Origin of the sequence: Bradyrhizobium sp. RDI18, assembly GCF_043203335.1 — a bacterium.
In the GTDB taxonomy this organism is placed as follows: domain Bacteria; phylum Pseudomonadota; class Alphaproteobacteria; order Rhizobiales; family Xanthobacteraceae; genus Bradyrhizobium; species Bradyrhizobium retamae.
The window spans coordinates 1338831-1360214 of sequence record NZ_JBICRN010000006.1 but is presented as its reverse complement, the minus strand read 5'-3'; the positions used below and the strand labels follow the sequence as shown (position 1 = coordinate 1360214).

The following is a 21384-nucleotide window of genomic DNA, read 5'->3' as shown; positions in this document are numbered from 1 at the left end:
CGAGGGGCGCTGTGATGACGTTGATTTTGATCGGTCTCGGCTCGGGCGGCTGCAGCATGTCGCGCCCGGATGCCTACGCCAGGATGGGCGCTGCCGACGTCACGGGTGCACTGGGCAAGCAATCGCCGGTGCCGACCGAGAGCGATCTCGCTTTTGCCCGCACCGCCGCCTCCGACGTGCTGACCAAGGGCGACAAGGATTCCAGCCAGCCCTGGGAAAATCCGGAGACCGGCGCGCGCGGCTCGGTGACGCCGCTATCCCAGGCCTATTCTGCGGAAGATGGGCGCACCTGCCGGGATTTCCTGGCGAGCTACGTCAACGGCCGCTCGGAAAGCTGGCTGCAGGGCGCGGCCTGCAAGGCAGGCCACGGTAGATGGGAAATCCATACGATTAAGCCGTGGACGAGGGGATAACGCCTCAAATCGACTTCAAGCGACGTAGGTAGTTGCAAAAATGCAACTGGCTCCCCAGATGAAGCCAAAGCGGGCGAATTGCCCTAAGCTTCAAGAACCGAATTTCCGTGAAGGAGACCTGACGGATGCGCGACCCCTATGAGGTCTTGGGGGTGCCGCGAGGCGCCAGCGCTACGGCGATCAAGAGTGCCTACCGCAAGCTCGCCAAGAAGCATCACCCCGACAACAACAAGAACGATCCGAAGGCTGCGGCGCGATTTTCCGAGATCAACGCGGCCAACGAGATCATCGGCGACGAGGACAAGCGCAAGCAGTTCGATCGCGGCGAGATCGATGCCGAGGGCAAGCCGCGCTTCCAAGGTTTTCCTGGTGGCGGCTTTTCCGGCGACTCGCGCGGCCGAGCCGGTGGAGGCGGTTTCGAATCCTACACTTTCCGCAGCGGCGGCGGCCCCGGCGGCATGGGCGGCGCGGGCTTCGAGGACATCCTCAACAGCATGTTCGGCGGCGCAGCCAGGAGCGGACGTGCCGGCGGCAGCCGGACCTTTGAATTCGAGACCGGTGGAGTCGGCCTCGATCTCGATCTGAACGTCACCATGACGGTGTCGCTGGAGGAGTCGGTCAAGGGCGGGGAAAAGCGCGTCCGTTTGCCAACCGGCAAGGAGCTCAACGTCAAGATCCCCGCAGGCGTCACCGCCGGTCAGCAGATCCGGCTAAAGGGGCAGGGCGAAACCGCGCCGGGCCACCCGCCGGGTGATCTCCTGATTACGGTCAGCATCGCCCCGCATCCCTTCTTCAAGGTCGATGGCAGCGATTTGCGCCTGGATCTGCCCATCACGCTCTATGAGGCGGTGTTGGGCGGCAAGGTCCGCGTGCCCACCCTGGGTGGCGCGGTCGAGCTCTCGATCCCGAAAAATACCTCGAGCGGCCGTACCTTCCGCCTCAAGGGCAAGGGCCTGCCCAAGCCCGGGGAAACCGGGGACCTGCTCGTCACCACTCGGATTATTTTGCCCGACGGGAACGATAGCGAGCTCGAGGCATTGATGCAGAAGTGGCGCGATGGCCACCCATACAATCCGCGCAGCGATCTCGGCTGATTCGGCCGGGGTCGTGGCGCAGATTTTGCGTGGAATTGGATGGCGGGGTTCCGAGCAGGAGTTTCCCGAAAAAGCGCATTTCTTTCCTGGAAACAAAGGGTTTCCCGGAAAAGGGGCGGCCTCGAAAGGGGGACCAGCGCGGTACCAAACCCCGATCGAGGCCGCTTGCGCCGATCGGCGGATCGAGCGCTACTCATTTTCGCGTGATCACCCGGTGCATTAATGAGACGCGTCGGTGTTTTGATTCCAGATTTTCGATGTCAGAATTTGGACAAGCGGCGCGGGTGTTGCCAATTCGTCGCTTTTCGGCGCCGTAGCCCGGATAAAGCGAAGCGCAATCCGGGAACACGTGATCCGATCGCAACGATCCCCGGGTTTCGCTGAGTTCCATCCGGGGCTACGGGGTTAACCCTTCTTTTCCATCTGATCGTAGACAGCCTGGGCGATCTGGGTCAGCCGTCCCCGATCGACGCCGGTAGACACCACCGCATAGATGACGCCGTCGTCGGCCCAGAACAGGGTGCTCTCCTTGCCTTCCGCCGCGTACCGCATTTGGGTAGCCTCGGAACCCGATTTTGCGGTGTAGATCGTGAAACGTTCGCCTGAAGCACTCTCATACATCATGAAGGACGCCGGGCCGCCGAAACCGGGCAACAGCCGTCCGCCGACGAGTTTCAATCCGGCCCCCGCCAGCTCCGGCGCGCGGACGACCCAGCCGCAGCGCTTCGTCAGCCATTGCTGCAGATGATGGCGTTCGCTGCCCGGCACCTCGACGGGATGCCGCACTTCCACCACGTAAAGCCGGTGCGCCTCGATCGCATGCACCGTCAAATTTTGGAAAGCCGAAGGTGCAGTCGCCGCGCCGCGTGCGAACCAGCCGATGCCGCCGCCGGCGATGAACGCCGCCAGCGTCGCCGCCACCGCGCCGTACACCCATCTGCGCGGTTGTCGCACCAGCCGTTCGATCTCGAGCCGTCTCGGCACCGCCTCGTCGACAACCGAATCGTACCTGGTATGCAGCGCTTCCGCCATCGCGCGCCACGACCGCACCCGCGCGGCATCGTCGGGATGCGAGGCGAGCCACGCTTCGACGTCGCCGCGGCGTTCTGCCGGCAGTTCGCCGTCGACGTAAGCATGCAGCTCGTCTTCGGTGACGGGAATGTTGCGATCGGTCATTGTCGTCTCTGTCTATCCTGATCTGCTGCGTAACGCGTTTCGTGCGCCTTCGTCATTTCACCCGCCTGAGCGCCGCGCGTTCGCCCTCGAGCGAAGCTTTGACATGCGCGCGTGCGCGGGCAAGCCGGGACATTACGGTGCCGATCGGCACGCCCTGGATGTCGGCGACCTCGCGGTAGCTCAGCCCTTCCAGCATCACCAGGAGCAGCACCGAGCGCTGTTCTTCCACCAGCGTTGCCAGCGCACGCGCAATGTCGCGGCCCTCCGCCTCGGTGCCGCTGGCGTCCGGGTTGTTGTCGAGCAGCGGCATGAACTGCGGCCGCCGCGCCAGCGAGCGCCGCCGGTTCTTGTTCAAATTGGTCAGGATCGTATAGAGCCAGCTCCTGACGTCGCCGCCGAGAAACAGCCGCTCGGAACGCAACGCACGCACCAGCGTATCCTGCACCAGGTCGTCGGCGATGTCGGCATCGCGCGCGAGTGCGCGTGCATAGCGGCGGAGCGCCGGAATCATGGCTTCGACACTTTGACGAAACGCGCTCATCGGGACCAGATTGCTAGAGTTGCGGGCGCGAACGCCTTACCTAGCATAACACCCAATCGCCGCGTCTATTCCGGCCATTGAGGCCGATCCGGAACAGCGTTAATCCGAGAGCCGATTTAGGCTCGACCGCGCTGGACTGCTGGTGTACCTCAAGCCCCACAGGGAAGCTCGATTGGAAACCGGATGTCGCAGAAATCAGGTCTGATGCAGGGCAAGCGCGGGGTGATCCTCGGCGTCGCCAACAACCGCTCGATCGCCTGGGGCATCGCCAAGGCATGCCACGACGCGGGCGCGGAAATCGCGCTCACCTGGCAGGGCGATGCGCTGAAGAAGCGGGTCGAACCTCTGGCCAAGGAGCTGAACGGCCTCCTGCTGGGCCATTGCGACGTCACCGATGCCGAGACGATCGATGCGGTGTTCGATGTGCTCCGCGAGAAGTGGGGCAAGATCGATTTCGTGGTCCACGCCATCGCGTTCGCCGACAAGGACCAACTCGACGGCCGCTATCTGGAGACCACGCAGGACAATTTCTCCAGGAGCATGCTGATCTCCTGCTATTCGCTGACGGCGATCACGCAGCGCGCCGAGAAGCTGATGACCGACGGCGGCTCGATCCTGACGCTGACCTATTACGGCGCCGAGAAATGGATGCCGCATTACAACGTCATGGGGGTTGCGAAGGCAGCGCTCGAAGCCAGCGTGCGCTATCTCGCCGCTGACCTTGGTGAAAAGAACATCCGCGTCAACGCGATCTCGGCAGGGCCGATCAAGACGCTTGCGGCGTCGGGCATCGGCGATTTCCGCTACATTCTGAAGTGGAACGAATACAACGCGCCGCTGCGCCGCACCGTGAGCATCGAGGAAGTCGGCGGCAGCGCGCTGTATCTGTTGTCGGATCTGTCGCGCGGCGTCACCGGCGAGGTGCATCACGTCGATTCCGGCTATCACGTCGTCGGCATGAAGCGCCCCGACGCGCCCGACATCTCGCTCTCCAATTCGGTAGCCAAGGAATAGCCGTAAAGTCCGATGTCCGCGCCCGTGATCTACTACATCCGCCATGGCGAGACGTCGTGGAACGCGGAAGGCAGGCTGCAGGGCGCGCAGGACATTCCGCTGAACGATCTCGGCCGCAAGCAGGCGGCCCACGCCGGCAACGTCCTCTCCGATCTCCTGAAGCGGGACGGCCGCGACAAGTGCGCGCTGCCGTTTGTCGCCAGCCCGCTCGGCCGCGCACGGGCGACGATGGAATTGGTGCGTGGCGCCCTAGAACTTCCGCCGGAAGACTACGCGCTCGACGACCGCCTGCGTGAGATCCGCTACGGTGTCTGGGAGGGCTCGACTCTGGCCGAGATGCAGGCCGCCGACCCCGTGCTCTACGCCAAGCGTCTGACAGCGAAGTGGACGATGGCGCCGGAAGGCGGCGAGACCTATGCCGAGGTGCAGCACCGGATGCGCGACTGGTACGATTCCGTGCGCGCGGATACCGTCGCCGTGGCCCATGGTGGCACCGCGCGGGCGTTGATGGTGGCGCTCGGTATCGAGACGCCGGCCAGCGCCGCCGACCTCGTGATCGAGCAGGGCGCGGTCTACGTGTTCCGCGACGGGGGGCTTAGGAAGTATAGTTAAGGGGGAAGCCGATGAATGCCGTCATTCCGGGTCTGGTCCTTCGGACCATCCCGGAATGACGGTCTGCGGGTTTGACCGCCGCCCGGCACCGCGTTACGACACGTCATGTCCCACAACACCTTCGGCCATCTGTTCCGGGTCACAACCTTCGGCGAAAGCCATGGGGTCGCGATCGGCTGTGTGGTCGACGGCTGTCCGCCGCTGATCCCGCTGACAGCAGAGGACATCCAGCACGATCTCGACCGCCGCCGTCCGGGACAATCGCGCTTCACCACCCAGCGCCAGGAGCCGGATGCGGTCAAGGTCCTGTCCGGCGTGATGGCCCATCCGGAAACCGGCGTGCAGGTGACGACGGGGACGCCGATCGCGCTTCTGATCGAGAACACCGACCAGCGCTCCAAGGACTATTCCGAGATCAAGGACAAGTTTCGCCCGGGGCATGCCGACTTCACCTATGAGGCCAAATATGGCCTGCGCGATTATCGCGGCGGCGGCCGCTCGTCGGCGCGCGAGACCGCGACGCGGGTCGCTGCCGGCGCCATCGCGCGCAAAATTCTCCCCGAGGTGAAGGTGCGCGGCGCGCTGGTGCAGATGGGCCCGCACAAGATCGATCGCGACAAGTGGGACTGGGACGAGATCGCGCGCAATCCATTCTTTTGTCCCGACAAGGACAAGGCCGCCTTCTTCGAGCAGTATCTGGACGGCATCCGCAAGAGCGGTTCCTCGATCGGCGCGGTTATCGAAGTGGTCGCCGAAGGCGTGCCAGCAGGATGGGGCGCGCCGATCTACGCCAAGCTGGACACCGACCTGGCGGCGGCCATGATGAGCATCAATGCGGTGAAAGGTGTCGAGATCGGCGCGGGCTTTGCCGCCGCCGAATTGTCGGGCGAGGAAAACGCCGATGAGATGCGCACCGGCAATAATGGCACGCGCTTCCTGTCCAATCATGCCGGCGGCGTGCTCGGCGGCATTTCGACCGGCCAGCCGGTGGTGGTGCGCTTTGCGGTGAAGCCGACCTCGTCGATCCTCTCGCCGCGCAAGACGGTGGATCGCGCCGGCGCCGACACCGACATCATGACCAAGGGCCGTCACGACCCCTGCGTCGGTATCCGCGCGGTGCCGGTCGGCGAGGCGATGATGGCCTGCGTGCTGGCGGATCACTTCCTGCGCCATCGCGGGCAGGTCGGCGGGTAAGGACCAGCCTTTCTCTCACTGCATGGCGTCTGCGATCTTTTCCGCCGCCATCAGGACCGGGAAATTGGTGTTGGCGCATGGCACCACCGGGAAGATCGAGGCGTCGACCACGCGCAATCCCTGCACGCCCTTGACGCGGCCTTGCGTGTCGACGACCGCCATCGGATCGTCCGCCCGGCCCATCCGGCATGAGCAGGAGGCGTGCCACACGCCGATCGCCGCCTTGCGCACGAAGGCTTCGAGCGCCTCGTCGTCGCGCATGACCTGCTCGAACGTAAAACCTTCGACGATGAAGTTATCGATCATGGCGTGACGCAACGCCGCCGGCCCGTCCATCAGCGTTGCGGCAATGGCGGTGAGGATCTTGTTCTTGGTGTTGACCACACCGATCTTGCGCACGCGGTCGGAATACGAGGCCGGGAATGGCTTGTCGGTGACGGCCTTGAGCGGCGCGCTCATCTGCAGCGCCGCCATCTTGCGAAAGCCGCTCATCAAGCGATCCAGATCGCGCCTGTCGGACAGCAGGTTGAACTGGACAATTGGTTCTGCGCGCGGGTCGGTTGAGGCGAGTTTCACCTGCCCGGTTTCCGAATAGGTCTTGTTGACGAAAGTGAGCAGCGAGGCGATCTGCTCGCCGACCGAATGCCACGCCGACTTGGTGAGGACGGCGACGAACATGTCGCCGGCCGGCGTTCCCGGAAGGCCCGAGGAGTAGCGCAGCCCCATCTGGATGTGGCGTCTGGTGTGCGCGTTCATGCGCGCACCACGGCGCACAAAAGACGACAGCGCGATCGAGGGATGATCCATCAGACCCTGGCCGACGCCCGCAAGGCCCATCAGGACCGGAATGCCCATTTCCTTCAGGTGCCCGACCGGTCCGATACCAGCGCGCAACAGATGCGCCGGCGAATGGATCGCGCCACATGAAAGGATGACCTCGCGACCGCGAAACTCCTGTTCGCGGCCATCGACCAGCGCCTTCACGCCGACGCATTGCGTGCCCTCGAACAGCAGCTCCTTGACTTGCGTGTTGGTCGATATCGTCAGGTTCGCGCGCTTGCGTGTTTCGCGATCAAGATAGCCCATCGCAGCCGAGACACGCTGCTCGTCCTGATTGGAGTGCGTCACCGGAAAGTAGCCGTCGACGAACTCGCCGTTCTGGTCGGGCAGGAACGCATAGCCGGCGAGCTTGCAGGCCTCGCCCATCGCCTGCGAATGCCCTGTCCAATGCTGGCGCGGAATGCGGCGGACGGGGATACGGCCGTCCTTGCCGTGCAACGGCCCGTCGAAATCGAGATCGCGCTCGACCTTCTTGAAGTAGGGCAGCACGTCCTTCCAGTTCCAGCCCGTGGCGCCGCGGGCCTCCCACTCTGCGTAGTCGGTCGGCGCGCCGCGGTTGGCCATCTGGCCGTTGATGGAGGACCCGCCGCCCAGTACGCGCGCCTGCTCATACTTGCGGAGCGGCGGGCGGCTTTCATCGGGGTTGTTGTGGCTGACGATTTGGGTCGTGACCTTGAGTTCGGTCCAGTGGAAGCGCGGATCGAAATATGCCAGCCCCGAATAGCTGTCGCGGATCTCGGGCGGCTCGTTGCCGGGCGGCGTGTCCTGGCCTGCTTCGCAGAGCAGGACGTTGTTGGCGCTCCTGGCGGAGAGCCGGTGGGCCAGGACCGAGCCCGCCGATCCGCCACCGACGATGATGATGTCGTACACTTTGACGTTTCCTCTTGTTTTTGCATCGTAAAGCTAGCGCAGCTCCGTCGTCGGGTCACGCCGGGAGCGCGCTTGACCTTTCACGGAGTTGCGCGGCAAATACCGGCGTGATGGATATCGCAGAACTGCAGAAGCTGACCGACTGGCTGATCGACGGCGGGCGAACCGCGACGAGCCCGACCCGGTTCATGGCCGAGTGCTGTGAACGAATGGTGGCGGCCGGGCTGCCGCTCTGGCGCGTCGGCGTCTTTGTCCGCACGCTGCATCCTGAAATCTACGGGCGGAATTTCATCTGGAAATCGGGTGCCGAGGTCGAGATCGGCACGGTCGATTACAATATCCTGCAGTCACCGGTTTTTCACGACAGCCCGCTGATCATCGTGTTCCAGCAGGGGATTGAAGTTCGAGCGCGCATCGATGATCCCCAGAGCAGGCGTTTTCCAATTATCGACGACGTCCGCGCCGAAGGCGTTACCGATTATGTCGCGCTGCCGCTGCCCTTCATCGGCGGCACCGTGAACGCATCGAGCTGGACCACCAAACAGCCGGGCGGCTTCACCGAGGAACAGTTGGCGGCGCTGCGCAGCCTCGCAAAGCCGCTGGCGCGGGTGGTCGAGATCCTTAGTTTGAACCGCATGGCCGCGAGTCTTCTGGATACCTATGTCGGCAACAGCGCCGGCGAGCGGATCATGGGCGGACAGATCAGACGCGGCCACACCGAGACGATGAATGCCGCGATCTGGCTGTCGGATTTACGCGGCTTCACGGCGCTGTCGGACCGGCTGCCGGCCGAGACCGTCGTCGACATTCTGAACCAGTATTTCGATTGCCAGGTCGCCGCGATCAAGAAGCATGGCGGCGACGTGTTGAAATACATGGGCGACGGGCTGCTCGCGGTGTTCCCGATCGACGAATATGTCGGCGATGAGCAAAAGGTCTGCTCGCATGTGCTGGAGGCCGCCCACGAATCCCGCGCCAGCGTGGCCGAGCTGAATTATCCGATTGGAGACGCGGTCGAACGTTTTCGTTTCGGCCTCGCCCTGCATGTCGGGCGAATTCTCTACGGCAATATCGGCGGCGGCAACCGGCTCGACTTCACCTGCATCGGTCCCGCGGTCAATCTCGCGGCGCGGCTCGAAAAAGATCGCCAGCCAGCTCGGCCGCACCGTCGTCGCCTCCGAAGGCTTTGCCGGAATTTGCCGCGGCGGCTGGAGCGAGCTTGGCGAGTTTCCTGTCGCCGGCTTCTCCAAGGCCGCGCGGGTCTATGGTCTGGCCGACGAAACGTCGGCGAGTTGAGGGCGACTACTCCTCCGGCTCGGTCGTGAACAGTAGCGGATAACCCTTGGCGCGGCCGGCGTCGGTGGCGCGGGTCGCCTTGGTCTCGGCGACGTCCCTGGTGAACACGGCGACGACGCAGACGCCGCGGCGGTGCGCTGTTATCATCACCTTGTGGGCCTGGTCCTCGGTCATGCGGAATTCGGCCTTCAGCACCGTGACGACGAATTCACGCGGCGTGAAGTCGTCATTGATCAGGATGACCTTGTGCAGGCGCGGCCGTTCGACCTTGGTTTTGACCTTGGTTTTTGGCGTGACGACGGTATCTGCCATTTGTAATCCCGAAGCGAAGGAAATCCGACGAGCCCGCCGCGTTCAGTTGGCGCGGCAGTCCGCCAGGCGCTGCGCCATGGTCTGATCGCCGCGGCTGACGGCCGTCTCGATCAGTTTACAGGCTCCAGGCCGGTCCTGAAACCGGGGGTGCCGAGAGTTTCAGCTCGATCAGGGCGGCCATCGCGCCGGATTCGGACAGGGCGCTCGCGCTGTGGAACCGGCCGAGCATGCCTGCTGTGGACGAAGTCGATCCTAACCCGAATGTGAAGGACAAATGATTTCAGAGCTTTGCGTCAGCCATTTTGCATGTCACCATCACTGACGTTCGACGGGAGGGCCGCAATGCGCTGGTATGTCTCGATCGGGGTCGTGCTTGTAGCCGGCATGCTCGCTGGCGGCGACGTGGCAGGTATTGCCGCGCCGAACCCAACGAACCGGGCGAGCCACCAGGCGAACGCCGCTGCTGGCCAACTGGCCGACAAGGACGCCAATCCGACCGTCGACCTGGAACTCGTCCTTGCCGTCGACGTCTCCTATTCGATGGACATGGATGAACTGGCGCTGCAGCGGGAAGGCTACGCGCAGGCGATCGTCTCCAAGGAGTTTTTGCAGGCGCTCAAGAGCGGGCCGAACGGCAGGATTGCGATCACCTATTTCGAGTGGGCGGCATCAACCGACCAGAAGATCATCATCCCCTGGCGCGTGATCGACGGACCCGAGACGGCCGATGCCGTCGCCAACGAAATCGTCAAGACCCCGATCCGCCGGGCATCGCGCACCTCGATTTCGGGTGCGATCAACTTCGCCATGCCGCTGTTCGACGAGAACCCGCACCGCGGTTTGCGGCGGGTGATCGATATCTCGGGCGATGGCCCGAATAACAACGGCGCGCCGGTCCTCATCGCGCGCGATGCCGCGCTGGAAAAGGGCATCGTCATCAACGGCCTGCCAATCATGGTGAAGGAGCCGTCTTATTCCACTATGGATATCGACAATCTCGATTTCTATTACGAGGACTGCGTCATCGGAGGCCCCGGCTCATTCGTGGTGACCATCAAGGACCGCGACAAGTTCAAGGAAGCGATCCGCACCAAGCTGCTGCTCGAGATCGCCGGCCGCACGCCCGAACGCCCGGTAGTGCCTGCAGCGGGCAGGGAGCCGCGCGTCAATTGCATGATAGGCGAGAAGATCTGGCAGGACAGGTGGGGGAGGTAGCCTTCTTACCCTCCCCTGGAGGGGGAGGGTCGGCTCGCATGAGCGCAGCGAAATGCGAGACGGGGTGGGGTGATCTCTCCACTCGGGCACTGTTGGATGTGGAGAGACCGTCACCCCGCCCCGCCGCTCCCTTTGGTCGCGTCGACCCTCCCCCTCCAGGGGAGGGTGAAGATAGGGTGCTTACCTCTTAAACCGCGCCACCAATTCCACATGCGGCGTGTGGCGGAACTGGTCGACGGGCGTGACGCCTTCGATTTTAAAGCCGCCGTCGATCAGGATCTTCGCATCGCGCGCGAACGTCGTGACGTTGCATGATACTGCAACCACCGTCGGCACCTTGCTCGCTGCAATCTGGGTCACCTGCGCTTGTGCGCCCTGCCGCGGAGGATCGAACACGACGGTGTCGTAGTCGCGCAGCTCCTGCGGCATCAGCGGGCGTCGGAACAGGTCGCGTGCCTCGGCCTTGACCGGCTTCAGCCCTGAGGTGGAGGTCGCGGCTTTCTGCAAGGCTGCTACCGCGCCGGCGTCGCTGTCGAAAGCGGCTACACGCGACTTCGCCGCAAGCCGCAGCGCGAAGGGGCCGACGCCGCAGAACAGGTCGGCGACATGTTTGGCGCGCTTGCAATGATCCGATACCAGCGCGGCGAGCCGCTCCTCGCCCGCCACCGTCGCCTGCAGGAACGAGCCGGGCGGCAGCGTGACTTGCGCCGCGCCAATCGAGATTACGGGCGGCGTTCGCATCAGCACCAGTTCGCCATGACGCGTCAGCCGCGCCAGCCGGTGTTGTTCGGCGATGCGCGACAGCCGCGCGATCATGGCTGAAGATACCGGTCCGGAGCCGCGCACATCGACGTCGAGTCCGCTATTGGTTGCGGTGATCTGGATGTCGAGCGGCTTGCCCATCGCGATCAACGGCTCGGCGATAGCCCAGGCGGCCTCGATCGCGCCACTCAATTGCGGATCGAGGATCGGGCAGCGGTCGATCGGAATGATGTCGTGCGAACCGGCCGCTGCATAGCCGACCTTGAGCACGTCGTGCGTTCCGATTCGGCCGTGCAGGGTGATGCGCCGGCGGCCCGCGCCATGGGCATCGACGAGGGCTGCGACGTCGCAATCGATTCCTGCCTGCGAAAGCGTCGTCACCACGGACTCGCGCTTCCAGGCGCGATAGGGTTCGGCGTCCCAGTGCTGGATCGCACAGCCGCCGCAGACGCCGAAATGCGGACAGAACGGTGCGACGCGCTCGACGCTCGCTGTCTCGACCTTGAGCAATTGCCGGCGGTCGGGATGGTGGCCGGGGACCGGACCGACCTCTATTGTTTCGCCGCCGAGCGCGTACGGCACATAGATGTTGCCGCCGCCTGATATGGCGACGCCGTCGCCGTGATGGCCGACATGGTCGATGACGAGGCGTTCGCTTTCATCCACGGCGCGCGCCCATGAAGAACTCGATATTGCCGTCGCCGCCTTTGATCGACGACGGAAACACCTGGATATCGGTGCAGCCGAGCGAGGCGGCGAACGTCGAGATGTCGTCGCAGATTGCCTGATGCACCATCGCGTTGCGGATGATGCCGTGCTTGGAGTGCTTTCGTTCCGCCTCGAACTGCGGCTTGATCAGCGCGAGCAGATGCATCGGGGCTGCGGCCAGCGACAGCGCCACCGGCAGCACCGCCTTCAAGGAAATGAAGCTGACGTCGATAACGACGACATCCGGCCGGGCGGGCAGGCGCTTGCCCTCGAACTGGCGAATGTCGGTTTCTTCCATCGACACGACTTTGGGATGGCTCTGCAGCGAGGGATGCAACTGGCCGCGCCCGACATCGATGGCGAAGACAAGGCTGGCGCCGTTTTGCAGCAGCACTTCGGTAAAGCCGCCGGTGGAGGCGCCGACGTCGAGGCAGACATGATCCTCGATCTCGATCGGATACTGCTCCAGCGCGCCGGCGAGCTTGACGCCGCCGCGCGAGACGTAAGGGTGCGCGGGCTGGGCGGACAATTCGGCATTGGCTGCGATCATCTCCGACGCCTTCAACACGGGCCTGCCGTCGGCCGTCACGCCACCGGCGTCGATCGCAGCGCGTGCGCGGGCGCGGCTTTCGAACAGGCCGCGCTCGACCAGCAGCACGTCCACGCGCGTGCGGGGAGAGGTTTTGCTGTCGCTCTTGTCAGCCAAGTTCAGTCCGATTTGCCGGTAGCGCGATCCGCCGCCACAGCGACGCAGACCTCGAACGAGGTGAGATCGTGCCAGATATCTTGCGGCCGCTGCCGCGGCGTCACCAGTCTAGCACCATGCAGATCGAGCGTGTGGATCATCATGAGATTGTCGGGCAGGCCGAAATCTTCCACCGCCAGCCCGTCGCCGTCGATCAGATGGCCGGTGGCGGATTTGGTCACTTCGTAGTTCCGCTTTACCCGCTCGACATAAACGGCGGGGTCGTTGCTATAGGCCAGGCAGAGCTTGCCGCGACCGGCCATGTAGCCGAGTTCATAGACCGTGCCGGCGTCGGCACTGGGGCCGCGAAACGGCGTAAGATTGGCAATGATCGCGTCCGCCGCATCCATCATTGCCTCATTGCCCTTGAAAATGGCGAGCGAGGCGTCAGCGGCTGCAAAGTCGACCGTATTGTCGAGGGGGTAGAGGCCGCTCACGCCATGGCGGTCGCAGATCGCGACCTTGCGGCGCCCGATCTCGATGGCGTCCGGCAGGAACACATCGGGACCTGCCAGATAGATCTTCATGGGCTTACCGGTGCTAGCGCTCCCTCTCCCGCTTGCGGGGAGGGCTGGGGTGGGGGTGCATCCGCGCTTCGCGCTGTTCGCGTGGAGCGAGTTTCCCCACCCGCATCGCATCCTCAGGCGAGCTTGACGGTCTCGGTCTTGTAGTCCTTGCCGAGCGCGTCGAACACCTTGGCGACGATGCCCTTGGCGTCGAGGCCGGCATGGGCATACATCGCGGCCGGCGAGTCGTGGTCGATGAACTCATCGGGCAGGATCATCGCACGCATGCGCAAGCCGCCGTCGAGCATGCCGTGTTCGGCCAGCGTCTGCATGACGTGCGAGCCGAAGCCGCCGATCGAGCCTTCCTCGATGGTGAGCAGCACCTCGTGGTCGCGCGCCAGCTTCAGCACCAGATCGACGTCGAGCGGCTTCATGAAGCGCGCGTCGGCGATGGTGGTGGACAGGCCGTGGGCGGCGAGTTCGTCGGCAGCCTTTTCGCATTCGGCCATTCGCGTGCCGAACGAGAGCAGGGCGACCTTGCTGCCCTGGCGGACGATGCGGCCCTTGCCGATCTCGAGGGGGATGCCGACCTCCGGCATTTCGACGCCGCGGCCTTCTCCGCGCGGATAACGCACCGCGCTCGGGCGGTCGTTGATCGCGACTTGCGTGGCAACCATGTGCACCAGTTCGGCTTCGTCGGACGCCGCCATGATGACGAAGTTCGGCAGGCAGCCGAGATAGGCGTTGTCGAACGAACCGGCATGGGTGGCGCCGTCGGCGCCGACCAGGCCGGCGCGGTCGATCGCGAAGCGGACCGGCAGGCTCTGGATCGCAACGTCATGGACCACCTGGTCATAGCCGCGCTGCAGGAAGGTCGAGTAGATCGCGCAGAACGGCTTGTAGCCTTCGGTGGCAAGCCCCGCCGCAAACGTCACCGCATGCTGCTCGGCAATGCCGACGTCGAAGGTGCGCTCCGGAAATGACTTGTTGAAGATGTCGACGCCGGTACCTGACGGCATCGCGGCGGTGATGGCGACGATCTTGTCGTCGTTCTCGGCTTCCTTGACCAGGCTCTGGCCGAACACGTTCTGGTAGGCCGGCGCATTCGGCTTGGCCTTGGCCTGCGCGCCGGTGGCGACGTCGAACTTGACCACGGCGTGATACTTGTCGGCGGAGGCTTCCGCGGGGGCGTAGCCCTTGCCCTTTGCGTCACGACGTGAACCAGGATCGGGCCGGTTTCCATGTCGCGGACGTTCTTCAGAACAGGCAGCAGATGGTCGAGGTTATGGCCGTCGATCGGGCCGACATAGTAGAAGCCGAGCTCCTCGAACAGCGTGCCACCGTCCATCATGAAGCCGCGGGAGTATTCCTCGACGCGGTTGGCGCGGTTGGCGAGGATCTTGGGCAGACGCTTGTTGATCTGCTTGGCCGCCTCGCGCAGCGAGCGGTAGGTCTTGCCGGAATAGAGCCGCGACAGGTACGCGCTCATCGCGCCGACCGGCGGCGCAATCGACATGTCGTTGTCGTTGAGAATGACGATCAGGCGCGAATTCATTGCGCCCGCATTGTTCATGGCCTCATAGGCCATGCCCGCCGACATCGCGCCATCGCCGATCACGGCAATGACGTTGTTCTTGCCACCGGCGAGGTCGCGCGCCACGGCCATGCCGAGGCCGGCGGAAATCGAGGTGGAGGAATGCGCCGCGCCGAACGGATCGTAGTCGCTCTCGCTGCGCTTGGTGAAGCCGGAAAGGCCGCCGCCGGTGCGCAGCGTGCGGATGCGGTCGCGGCGGCCGGTCAGGATCTTGTGCGGGTAGGCCTGGTGGCCGACGTCCCAGATCAGGCGGTCGCGCGGTGTGTCGAAGATGTAATGGATCGCGGTGGTCAGTTCCACGACGCCGAGACCGGCGCCGAAGTGGCCGCCGGTCACCGAGACAGCGTCGATGGTTTCCTGGCGGAGTTCGTCCGCGACCTGCCGCACCTGCTCGATCTTGAGCTTGCGAAGATCGTCGGGCGTGCGGATGGTATCGAGAAGCGGCGTTTTACTATATGTGGTCACTGCGATATTCCACTTTTGCATGTCGGGATAAAGGCCCGACGCGAGACGGGAAGCGCGTTAACCGCGCCGCGAAAATCCGGACCCACCTGCCAGTCCGGCAGGCCGGTACCTGATTTGAAAGCCTAGATGCACTCCGGATTAAGCCATGTGATATGCATCACTTAGTCGCTTCTAACCCCTTCCCGGTTCAGTTTCTTTAGTTATTTGAAGTGCTTGCAGCCGTGGAAAATCGCCCGGCAGGCTGCTTTCCCCAGCGCATAGAACCGCAAGCTTTACACCAAAGCCGCCGCCAAAGCCAACCCGGAGCGCCGATTCGGCGTCCGGGGCGCAGGGCCGAAAAATCTCGATTTTTCAACCGCTGCGGCGGGCGGTTGGTTCCAGTTTGCTCAAATCGGTGGCACTTGCGGCCGCCGTGGTGGCGGCTTCGATCCTCTTCCAGGCCCGATCGCGCGCTCCGGAATCGCCGGTGGCGACATCAAGCGCGGCGTCGGGGACGGCCATGCGCGCGCTGAGCGGGACCGGCCCGCAGACGATCATGAAGAAGTCGTAGGCGTTGGGCCGTTCGTTGGCCATCACGAACTGGAAATGCACGCGGAAGAACTGCCAGCGGAATTTCTCGTAGTGCTCGGGCCGGATGATGTCACGGAAGCGAACCGGCACGATCTTCGGGTTGCGCCTTGCGGCGCCAACGTCGATGCCGTGGCTCGTGATCGGATCGAACTGGTAGAAATTCATCACGTCCTTGCGGGCCTGACAGTCGATCCAGTCGACCGACGGCTCGACCGCCAGCATCCGCAGATGCTCGCGAAATTCTTTCGATACGGCGTGATAGCCGACGATCGGGAAATTGCCGCCGATCGTCAGCAGCACGATCCGCGGCCCGTGACGGCCGAGCGCGGGATCGAGCTTGAGCGCACGCGCCAGCATTTCGGTCGACAGGAACGATCCGGAACTATGGCCGACGATGACGATCTCGTCGGCGTCGGTGCTCTTGGCGACATTGACCAGATGCTGGGCAAAACGGTCGATGCGCTGGTCCCATTCCGGGCGCTCGCGGTGCGAGAACTCCCAGGTCCAGATCGTGTCGCACAGGAGATAAAGCACGTAGGTGGCATTCTCGGTGTATTTCAGCACCGTGCCGAGCAGGGCCACGAAGAGGGCGGCCGCGATGGCGATGCTGAATGCGTCGGGAATGCCGATGGCGTTCAGGCCCTTCTCGAACACGAAGGCGATGGCGCCGACACACACGGCCTCTAGCAACAGCATCAGGTGCGGATAGGTGATGAAAGTTGCAAAACGCCAGTTCGCCTTGCCGAAGCGGGCGATGGTGCCGGCGAAGACGAGACGCCAGTAGATCCAGACCGCGCTGAACACCGTGCGCCAGATCGGCGACGCCAGGTCCTGCTGGATAAAGTCCTCGAACCGGAGGAAGTCGTAGGACGTGCGTGTCTGCCAGTCCTCAGCCTTGGTATCGATGGTCCAGGACGCGATCTCGTCGTCGGACGCCACCTTTGGCCGGCCGATGGTGGCCTGGAGCTGATAAAGCCGGCCGAACTTGCGCAGCTCGGTCCGGAACATGCGGTAATATTGCGCCAGCCCGCGCGGATCGTAGCCCTGAATATAGATGATATGGCGGTGCTCGACGCGCACGTACTGTCCCCAAATGTCGGCGGACTATATCAGGCTGCGCGGGGGGCAAAGAACTAATTCGGCTGGTCCGCCTCCCACGGCCGGGAGCGCGGAATTCGCCCGATATTCCCGATTGTTGCGCGAACCCCGAAATACCAGACGGCTGGCTTACTGCACGTCGAGCGGCTCGGTCCCCGTGACCTGGCCGTTCGCATCGGTCGTGATCTTGTCGACGCGGGCCTCTGCCTGCCGCAGCAATTCTTCGCAGCGGCGCTTGAGCGCCTCGCCACGTTCGTAGATCGCGACCGATTCCTCCAGCGGCACCTTGCCGTCCTCGAGCCGTTTCACGATCGATTCAAGCTCCTCGATCGCCCGCTCGAAGGAGAGTTTTTTGACGTCCATCTGGTTATTTTCGGCCATATCGAGTTCCCGAATGCGCCCCGTTCAGGCGCGGAATCAAACTATAGCGTTTCAAGCGACGTGGGTACCGGCCCGCACGAAGAAAACGCGGCAAAACAAAGGGCTCCACGGATCTATTGTGGCGGAGATTTACGCGCCCATCAGCGCCGTGACATGCGCCGCCACCGACTCTTTCAGCCCCTGCAGGTCGTAGCCGCCCTCCAGCACCGAGACAACCCGCCCGCTGGAGTTGCTGTCTGCCACATCCATCAGCTTGCGGGTGACCCAGCCGAAATCGTCCGCCTTCAGGTTGATCGAGGCCAGCGGATCGCGGTAGTGCGCGTCGAAGCCCGCGGAGATGATGATCAGTTCCGGCGAGAACTTCTGCAATTGCGGCAGGATCAGGTTTTCGAACGCGGCGCGGAATTTGGCGCTGCCGTCCTCGGAAGCCAGCGGCGCATTGACGATGGTGTCATGCTCGCCGCGCTCGCCGCTGGCGCCGGTGCCGGGAAACAGCGGCATCTGATGCGTCGAGCAATACATCACGGTCGGATCGTGCCAGAAGATGTCTTGCGTGCCGTTGCCGTGATGAACGTCGAAATCGACGATCGCGGCGCGGCCGATGCCGTATTTGCGCTGGGCGTGACGTGCGGCGATGGCGACATTGTCGAAGAAGCAGAAGCCCATCGGCTTCGAGACCTCGGCATGATGGCCGGGCGGGCGCACCGCGACGAAGGCGTTCTGGTGGGTTCCGGACATCACTGCATCCGTCGCAGCCACCGCGCCGCCGACGCCACGCATCACCGCTTCCCAGGTGCCCGGCGACATCGAAGTATCGCCGTCGATATAGATCATCCCGCTCTGAGGGGCGATGTGGCGGAGTTCGCCGATATAATGTTCGCCATGGCACAGCGTGACGGAATCAAGATTGCCCTCCGGCGCATCGCCGCGCGAGAGCGGCTTGAAGCGCTCTTCCCCCAGCACCTCGGCGACCGCGCGCAGCCGGTCGGGGCGCTCGGGGTGCCCCGGAGGCGTGACATGGTCGAGACAGGCGGTATGGGTCAGAAGCAGCGTCATGCAAAAATCCTGGCGTATAAGGAACGCGCCGGTAAGGAGCGGCTAATCTAGGCTCTTAAGGGCCGCTCGGAAAGGCCTCTGGCCTCGGCTCAGTTGATCCTGGTGATGCGATCGGCAGCTGTCGGGCTGACCGGGCTGTTCGCCGCAAAATAGGCGTATAGCGCGTCGACGTCGTAGATGCCGACCTGCGGCGCGGTTCCTTGCGTGAGCACGGTGAAACCGTCGCCGCCGACGAAAAGGAAATTGTTGACGGTGACGCGATAACTCGCGGCCGGATCGACCGGTTGCCCGTTCAGCAACATCCGCTCGGGCAGCACGCGTTCGCCGTCAGGCTTGCTCGCGTCCCACGCATAGGCAAATCCCTTCGACACCTGCAGGATCCGCGGACGCTTCGGATCGAGCCATTGCTGCTCCAGCATGTCCTTGATCTGCTTGCCCGTGAGCGTCAGCGTCACAAGCTGATTGCGGAACGGCTGGCTGGCGAACACGTCGCCATAGGTCACCGCGCCATCTTCCTTCCGCGTTACGTCGGCGCGCACGCCGCCGGGATTGGTGAACGCGATGACCGCGCCGCCTTTCGTCTCGCTGCTGGTCGCGGCGAGTTGCGCATCGGCGATGATGTCGCCGAGCGGGCTTTCGCCGGCGGCATTGGGCACCCGCGACAGCGTTGCGGTCACCGAGCCCGCCGGACGGTTGGCGATCGGCGCGGCCAGCCGGTCATAGGATCTCGATCAGCGCGGTCTGTTGGGCGTCCTTCGCCAGCGTTGCGGTGCGGACGATGGTGTTATCGGCCTTGGCGCTGATGACGTCGCGCGTCACGGGATCGAGCTTGAGATCGATCGCGGTGACGAGCGTGCCGTACTTGTCGCCGGAGGTAACGAGCCGTCCGTCGATCTCGCAGACATAGGCGCGATGAGTATGGCCGGAGACCACGACATCCACCGCCTTGTCGAATTTTTTCACGATATCGACGATCGGCCCCGAAACGCCAGGGCATTCGTTGTAGTCGCCGGTCGGTAATCCGCCTTCGTGGATCAGGACGACGATCGCCTCGGCGCCGCGCGCCTTCAGTTCAGGCATCAGCGCGTTCACCGTATCAGCCTCGTCGCGGAATTCCAGGTCGGCAACGCCGACCGGTGCAACGAGACCCGGCGTGCCTTTCAGTGTCAGGCCGATGAAGGCGACCGGGATGCCGTCGAATGTGCGGATTTCGTATGGAGGAAATACCGTTTTGCCGCTGCTCTTCTCGATCGTGCTGGCGGCGAGATAGCGGAATTTCGCGCCAGTAAACGGGTGCGGCCCCTGGCATTTGTCGACCGGATGGCAGCCGCCATTCTGCATGCGCAAGAGTTCATCCTTGCCCTCGTCGAACTCATGATTGCCGACGGAGGAAAGCGCCAGCCCCATCATCGACAGCGCTTCGATCGTCGGCTCATCATGGAACATCGCCGACAGGAATGGGCTGGCGCCGATCAAGTCGCCGGCCGCGACGAAGATCGAGTTCTTGCGCCCGTCGCGAAGCTGGCTCACCAGCGTCGCCATGTGTTCGGCGCCGCCGGCCTCGACGGTGATCTTCTTCGTCTTATCTTCGGGATCGGCGATCGTGATTCCGCCCGGCGGCGGACGGAGGTAGCCGTGAAAATCGTTGATCGCGAGAATGCGCAGGTCCGCCGGCGCGGTGGTTTGCGCGCCTGATGGCGTCGCAGGCGCAAACAAGATCAACAATGCAAGGATGGGACGGAAGAGAGTTCTCATGGCACTGACATTAGTAGGTAGCTTGACTTTTTGGCTCGCAATGACGGTGGCCACATCCTACATGATCCAGCAAGAGGCCAAACTGTCCCGCCCACCGAAGTGACTACGAGGACAACGCAATGCAGCTAGGCGGAATTCATCATCTGACCGCGATCTCGGCGAAGCCGCGGGAGAATTTGGCGTTTTACACCGGCCTGCTCGGCATGCGGCTGGTGAAGAAGACCGTCAACCAGGACGACGTCAGCGCCTATCACCTGTTCTATGCCGACGGCAAAGCCAATCCCGGCACTGATCTCACCTTCTTCGATTTTCCCGCGGCCCCCGAGCGGCGCGGAACCAATTCGATCTCGCGCACCGGGCTGCGCGTCGCCGGCGAGAAGACCCTCGGCTACTGGCGGGATCGCCTCAAGAAGGCGGGCGCAGCGACTCGCGATATCATCGAAGTCGACGGCCGGCTGACGCTGCCGTTCGAGGACGGCGAGGGGCAGCGGCTGGTGCTGGTCGACGATGGCGGCGTGGGCCCGGCCTCGCCATGGGAGCGCAGCCCGGTGCCCGTCGAGCACCAGATCCGCGGCCTCGGTCCGATCGTGCTGACTGTGCACGAGCTGTCGCGGATCGCGTCCGTGCTGACCGAGGTCATGAACATGCGCCGCGTGCGCGAGTATGCCGCCCACGGCGCGGAGATTCATGTATTCGAGATGGGCGAGGGCGGCCCCTCCGCCGAGTTGCACGTGATCGAAGCCAAGGGTTTAGCCGTCGCGCAGCAGGGCGCCGGCGGCGTGCACCATGTCGCATTCCGCACGCCGGACGAGGCGCAGTACCACGCCTGGACCCAGCGCCTGAACCAGTTTCGCCTCCCCAACAGCGGCGAGATCGACCGCTTCTATTTCCGCAGCCTCTATTTCCGCGAGCCCAACGGCATCCTGTTCGAAATCGCCACCGACGGCCCCGGTTTTGCGACCGACGAGCCGATGGAAGCGCTCGGCGAGAAGCTGGCGCTGCCGCCGTTCCTGGAGCCGCGACGGGCGGCAATCGAGGCGGGGCTGAAGCCGATTATGTAGATTCTGTAGGATGGGTAGAGCGACTTGTCCGCCGTAGCTCAACGAGCGAAGGCGGAAGCGAAACCCATCAACCCGTGCCGCCATTGCGCCTGCCTGGATGTGTATA

General features: G+C 63.9%; 17 protein-coding genes and 3 pseudogenes. 8 read left to right on the top strand and 12 right to left on the bottom strand.

Annotated features, from left to right (window positions below; translation table 11 throughout):
• Window positions 1–14: 14 nt before the first annotated feature.
• On the top strand, window positions 15–413 hold the full coding sequence (locus ACFXS9_RS07465) for an RT0821/Lpp0805 family surface protein (RefSeq protein WP_392686767.1): 399 nt from the start codon (window positions 15–17) through the stop codon (window positions 411–413).
• Between the two features lie 125 nt (window positions 414–538).
• Window positions 539–1507 carry a DnaJ C-terminal domain-containing protein gene (locus tag ACFXS9_RS07460; protein ID WP_392686765.1) on the top strand — a complete coding sequence of 323 codons (969 nt, stop codon included), beginning with the start codon at window positions 539–541 and terminating at the stop codon, window positions 1505–1507.
• A gap of 405 nt (window positions 1508–1912) precedes the next feature.
• On the opposite strand, the gene ACFXS9_RS07455 is transcribed toward ACFXS9_RS07460, so the two are convergent.
• Both ACFXS9_RS07455 and ACFXS9_RS07450 read right to left on the bottom strand, forming a co-directional pair.
• Window positions 1913–2683: an anti-sigma factor family protein gene (locus ACFXS9_RS07455; RefSeq protein ID WP_392686762.1), complete on the bottom strand. Its 771-nt coding sequence runs from the start codon at window positions 2681–2683 to the stop codon at window positions 1913–1915.
• A gap of 52 nt (window positions 2684–2735) precedes the next feature.
• Window positions 2736–3224, bottom strand: coding sequence for an RNA polymerase sigma factor (locus tag ACFXS9_RS07450; protein ID WP_027537716.1), 489 nt, complete (start codon window positions 3222–3224; stop codon window positions 2736–2738).
• 183 nt (window positions 3225–3407) lie between these two features.
• Here ACFXS9_RS07450 and fabI point away from each other — a divergent pair, with 183 nt between their 5' ends.
• The 3 genes from fabI to aroC all read left to right on the top strand — a co-directional run bounded on the left by fabI (window position 3408) and on the right by aroC (window position 6044).
• Window positions 3408–4238 (top strand): enoyl-ACP reductase FabI, encoded by an 831-nt coding sequence (gene fabI, locus ACFXS9_RS07445; protein ID WP_392686758.1) that lies wholly within the window; start codon window positions 3408–3410, stop codon window positions 4236–4238.
• A 12-nt stretch (window positions 4239–4250) separates the two neighbouring features.
• The gene (locus ACFXS9_RS07440) at window positions 4251–4850 is read left to right on the top strand and encodes a histidine phosphatase family protein (RefSeq protein ID WP_392686755.1); all 600 of its coding nucleotides are present in this window, start codon (window positions 4251–4253) and stop codon (window positions 4848–4850) included.
• Window positions 4851–4955: 105 nt separating this feature from the next.
• Window positions 4956–6044, top strand: a complete 1089-nt coding sequence (aroC, locus tag ACFXS9_RS07435; RefSeq protein ID WP_392686752.1) for a chorismate synthase — start codon at window positions 4956–4958, stop codon at window positions 6042–6044.
• Between the two features lie 15 nt (window positions 6045–6059).
• On the opposite strand, the gene ACFXS9_RS07430 is transcribed toward aroC, so the two are convergent.
• A complete protein-coding gene (locus ACFXS9_RS07430; protein WP_392686749.1) occupies window positions 6060–7754 on the bottom strand; it encodes a GMC family oxidoreductase in 1695 nt (564 codons plus the stop codon).
• A 110-nt stretch (window positions 7755–7864) separates the two neighbouring features.
• Here ACFXS9_RS07430 and ACFXS9_RS07425 point away from each other — a divergent pair.
• Window positions 7865–9050 (top strand): annotated as a pseudogene (locus ACFXS9_RS07425) (adenylate/guanylate cyclase domain-containing protein).
• Between the two features lie 6 nt (window positions 9051–9056).
• Here the strand turns inward: ACFXS9_RS07425 and clpS are convergent.
• Entirely contained in the window at window positions 9057–9362 is a 306-nt protein-coding gene (clpS, locus tag ACFXS9_RS07420) for an ATP-dependent Clp protease adapter ClpS (RefSeq protein WP_065748947.1), read from the bottom strand.
• A gap of 342 nt (window positions 9363–9704) precedes the next feature.
• On the opposite strand from clpS, the gene ACFXS9_RS07415 reads away from it, so the two are divergent.
• On the top strand, window positions 9705–10577 hold the full coding sequence (locus tag ACFXS9_RS07415) for a DUF1194 domain-containing protein (RefSeq protein ID WP_392686746.1): 873 nt from the start codon (window positions 9705–9707) through the stop codon (window positions 10575–10577).
• 180 nt (window positions 10578–10757) lie between these two features.
• Here ACFXS9_RS07415 and ACFXS9_RS07410 read toward each other — a convergent pair whose 3' ends face one another.
• The 8 genes and pseudogenes from ACFXS9_RS07410 to ACFXS9_RS07375 form a co-directional block, all read right to left on the bottom strand.
• Entirely contained in the window at window positions 10758–12005 is a 1248-nt protein-coding gene (locus tag ACFXS9_RS07410) for a class I SAM-dependent RNA methyltransferase (protein ID WP_392686744.1), read from the bottom strand.
• Window positions 11998–12753: a TlyA family RNA methyltransferase gene (locus tag ACFXS9_RS07405; RefSeq protein ID WP_392686741.1), complete on the bottom strand. Its 756-nt coding sequence runs from the start codon at window positions 12751–12753 to the stop codon at window positions 11998–12000. Before ACFXS9_RS07405 ends, ACFXS9_RS07410 begins: the two co-directional genes overlap by 8 nt.
• A 2-nt stretch (window positions 12754–12755) precedes the next feature.
• The gene (locus tag ACFXS9_RS07400) at window positions 12756–13319 is read right to left on the bottom strand and encodes a nucleoside 2-deoxyribosyltransferase (RefSeq protein WP_392686738.1); all 564 of its coding nucleotides are present in this window, start codon (window positions 13317–13319) and stop codon (window positions 12756–12758) included.
• 113 nt (window positions 13320–13432) lie between these two features.
• Window positions 13433–15378, bottom strand: a pseudogene (dxs, locus tag ACFXS9_RS07395) (1-deoxy-D-xylulose-5-phosphate synthase).
• Window positions 15379–15708: 330 nt separating this feature from the next.
• Window positions 15709–17007 carry a hypothetical protein gene (locus tag ACFXS9_RS07390; RefSeq protein ID WP_392686735.1) on the bottom strand — a complete coding sequence of 433 codons (1299 nt, stop codon included), beginning with the start codon at window positions 17005–17007 and terminating at the stop codon, window positions 15709–15711.
• A gap of 147 nt (window positions 17008–17154) precedes the next feature.
• Window positions 17155–17406, bottom strand: coding sequence for an exodeoxyribonuclease VII small subunit (locus ACFXS9_RS07385; RefSeq protein WP_028346794.1), 252 nt, complete (start codon window positions 17404–17406; stop codon window positions 17155–17157).
• A 129-nt stretch (window positions 17407–17535) separates the two neighbouring features.
• Window positions 17536–18462 (bottom strand): histone deacetylase family protein, encoded by a 927-nt coding sequence (locus ACFXS9_RS07380; RefSeq protein WP_392686731.1) that lies wholly within the window; start codon window positions 18460–18462, stop codon window positions 17536–17538.
• Window positions 18463–18551: 89 nt separating this feature from the next.
• Window positions 18552–20217: pseudogene (locus ACFXS9_RS07375) on the bottom strand (bifunctional metallophosphatase/5'-nucleotidase).
• 119 nt (window positions 20218–20336) lie between these two features.
• Here ACFXS9_RS07375 and ACFXS9_RS07370 point away from each other — a divergent pair.
• Window positions 20337–21278, top strand: a complete 942-nt coding sequence (locus ACFXS9_RS07370; protein WP_392686728.1) for a ring-cleaving dioxygenase — start codon at window positions 20337–20339, stop codon at window positions 21276–21278.
• Window positions 21279–21384: the final 106 nt, after the last annotated feature.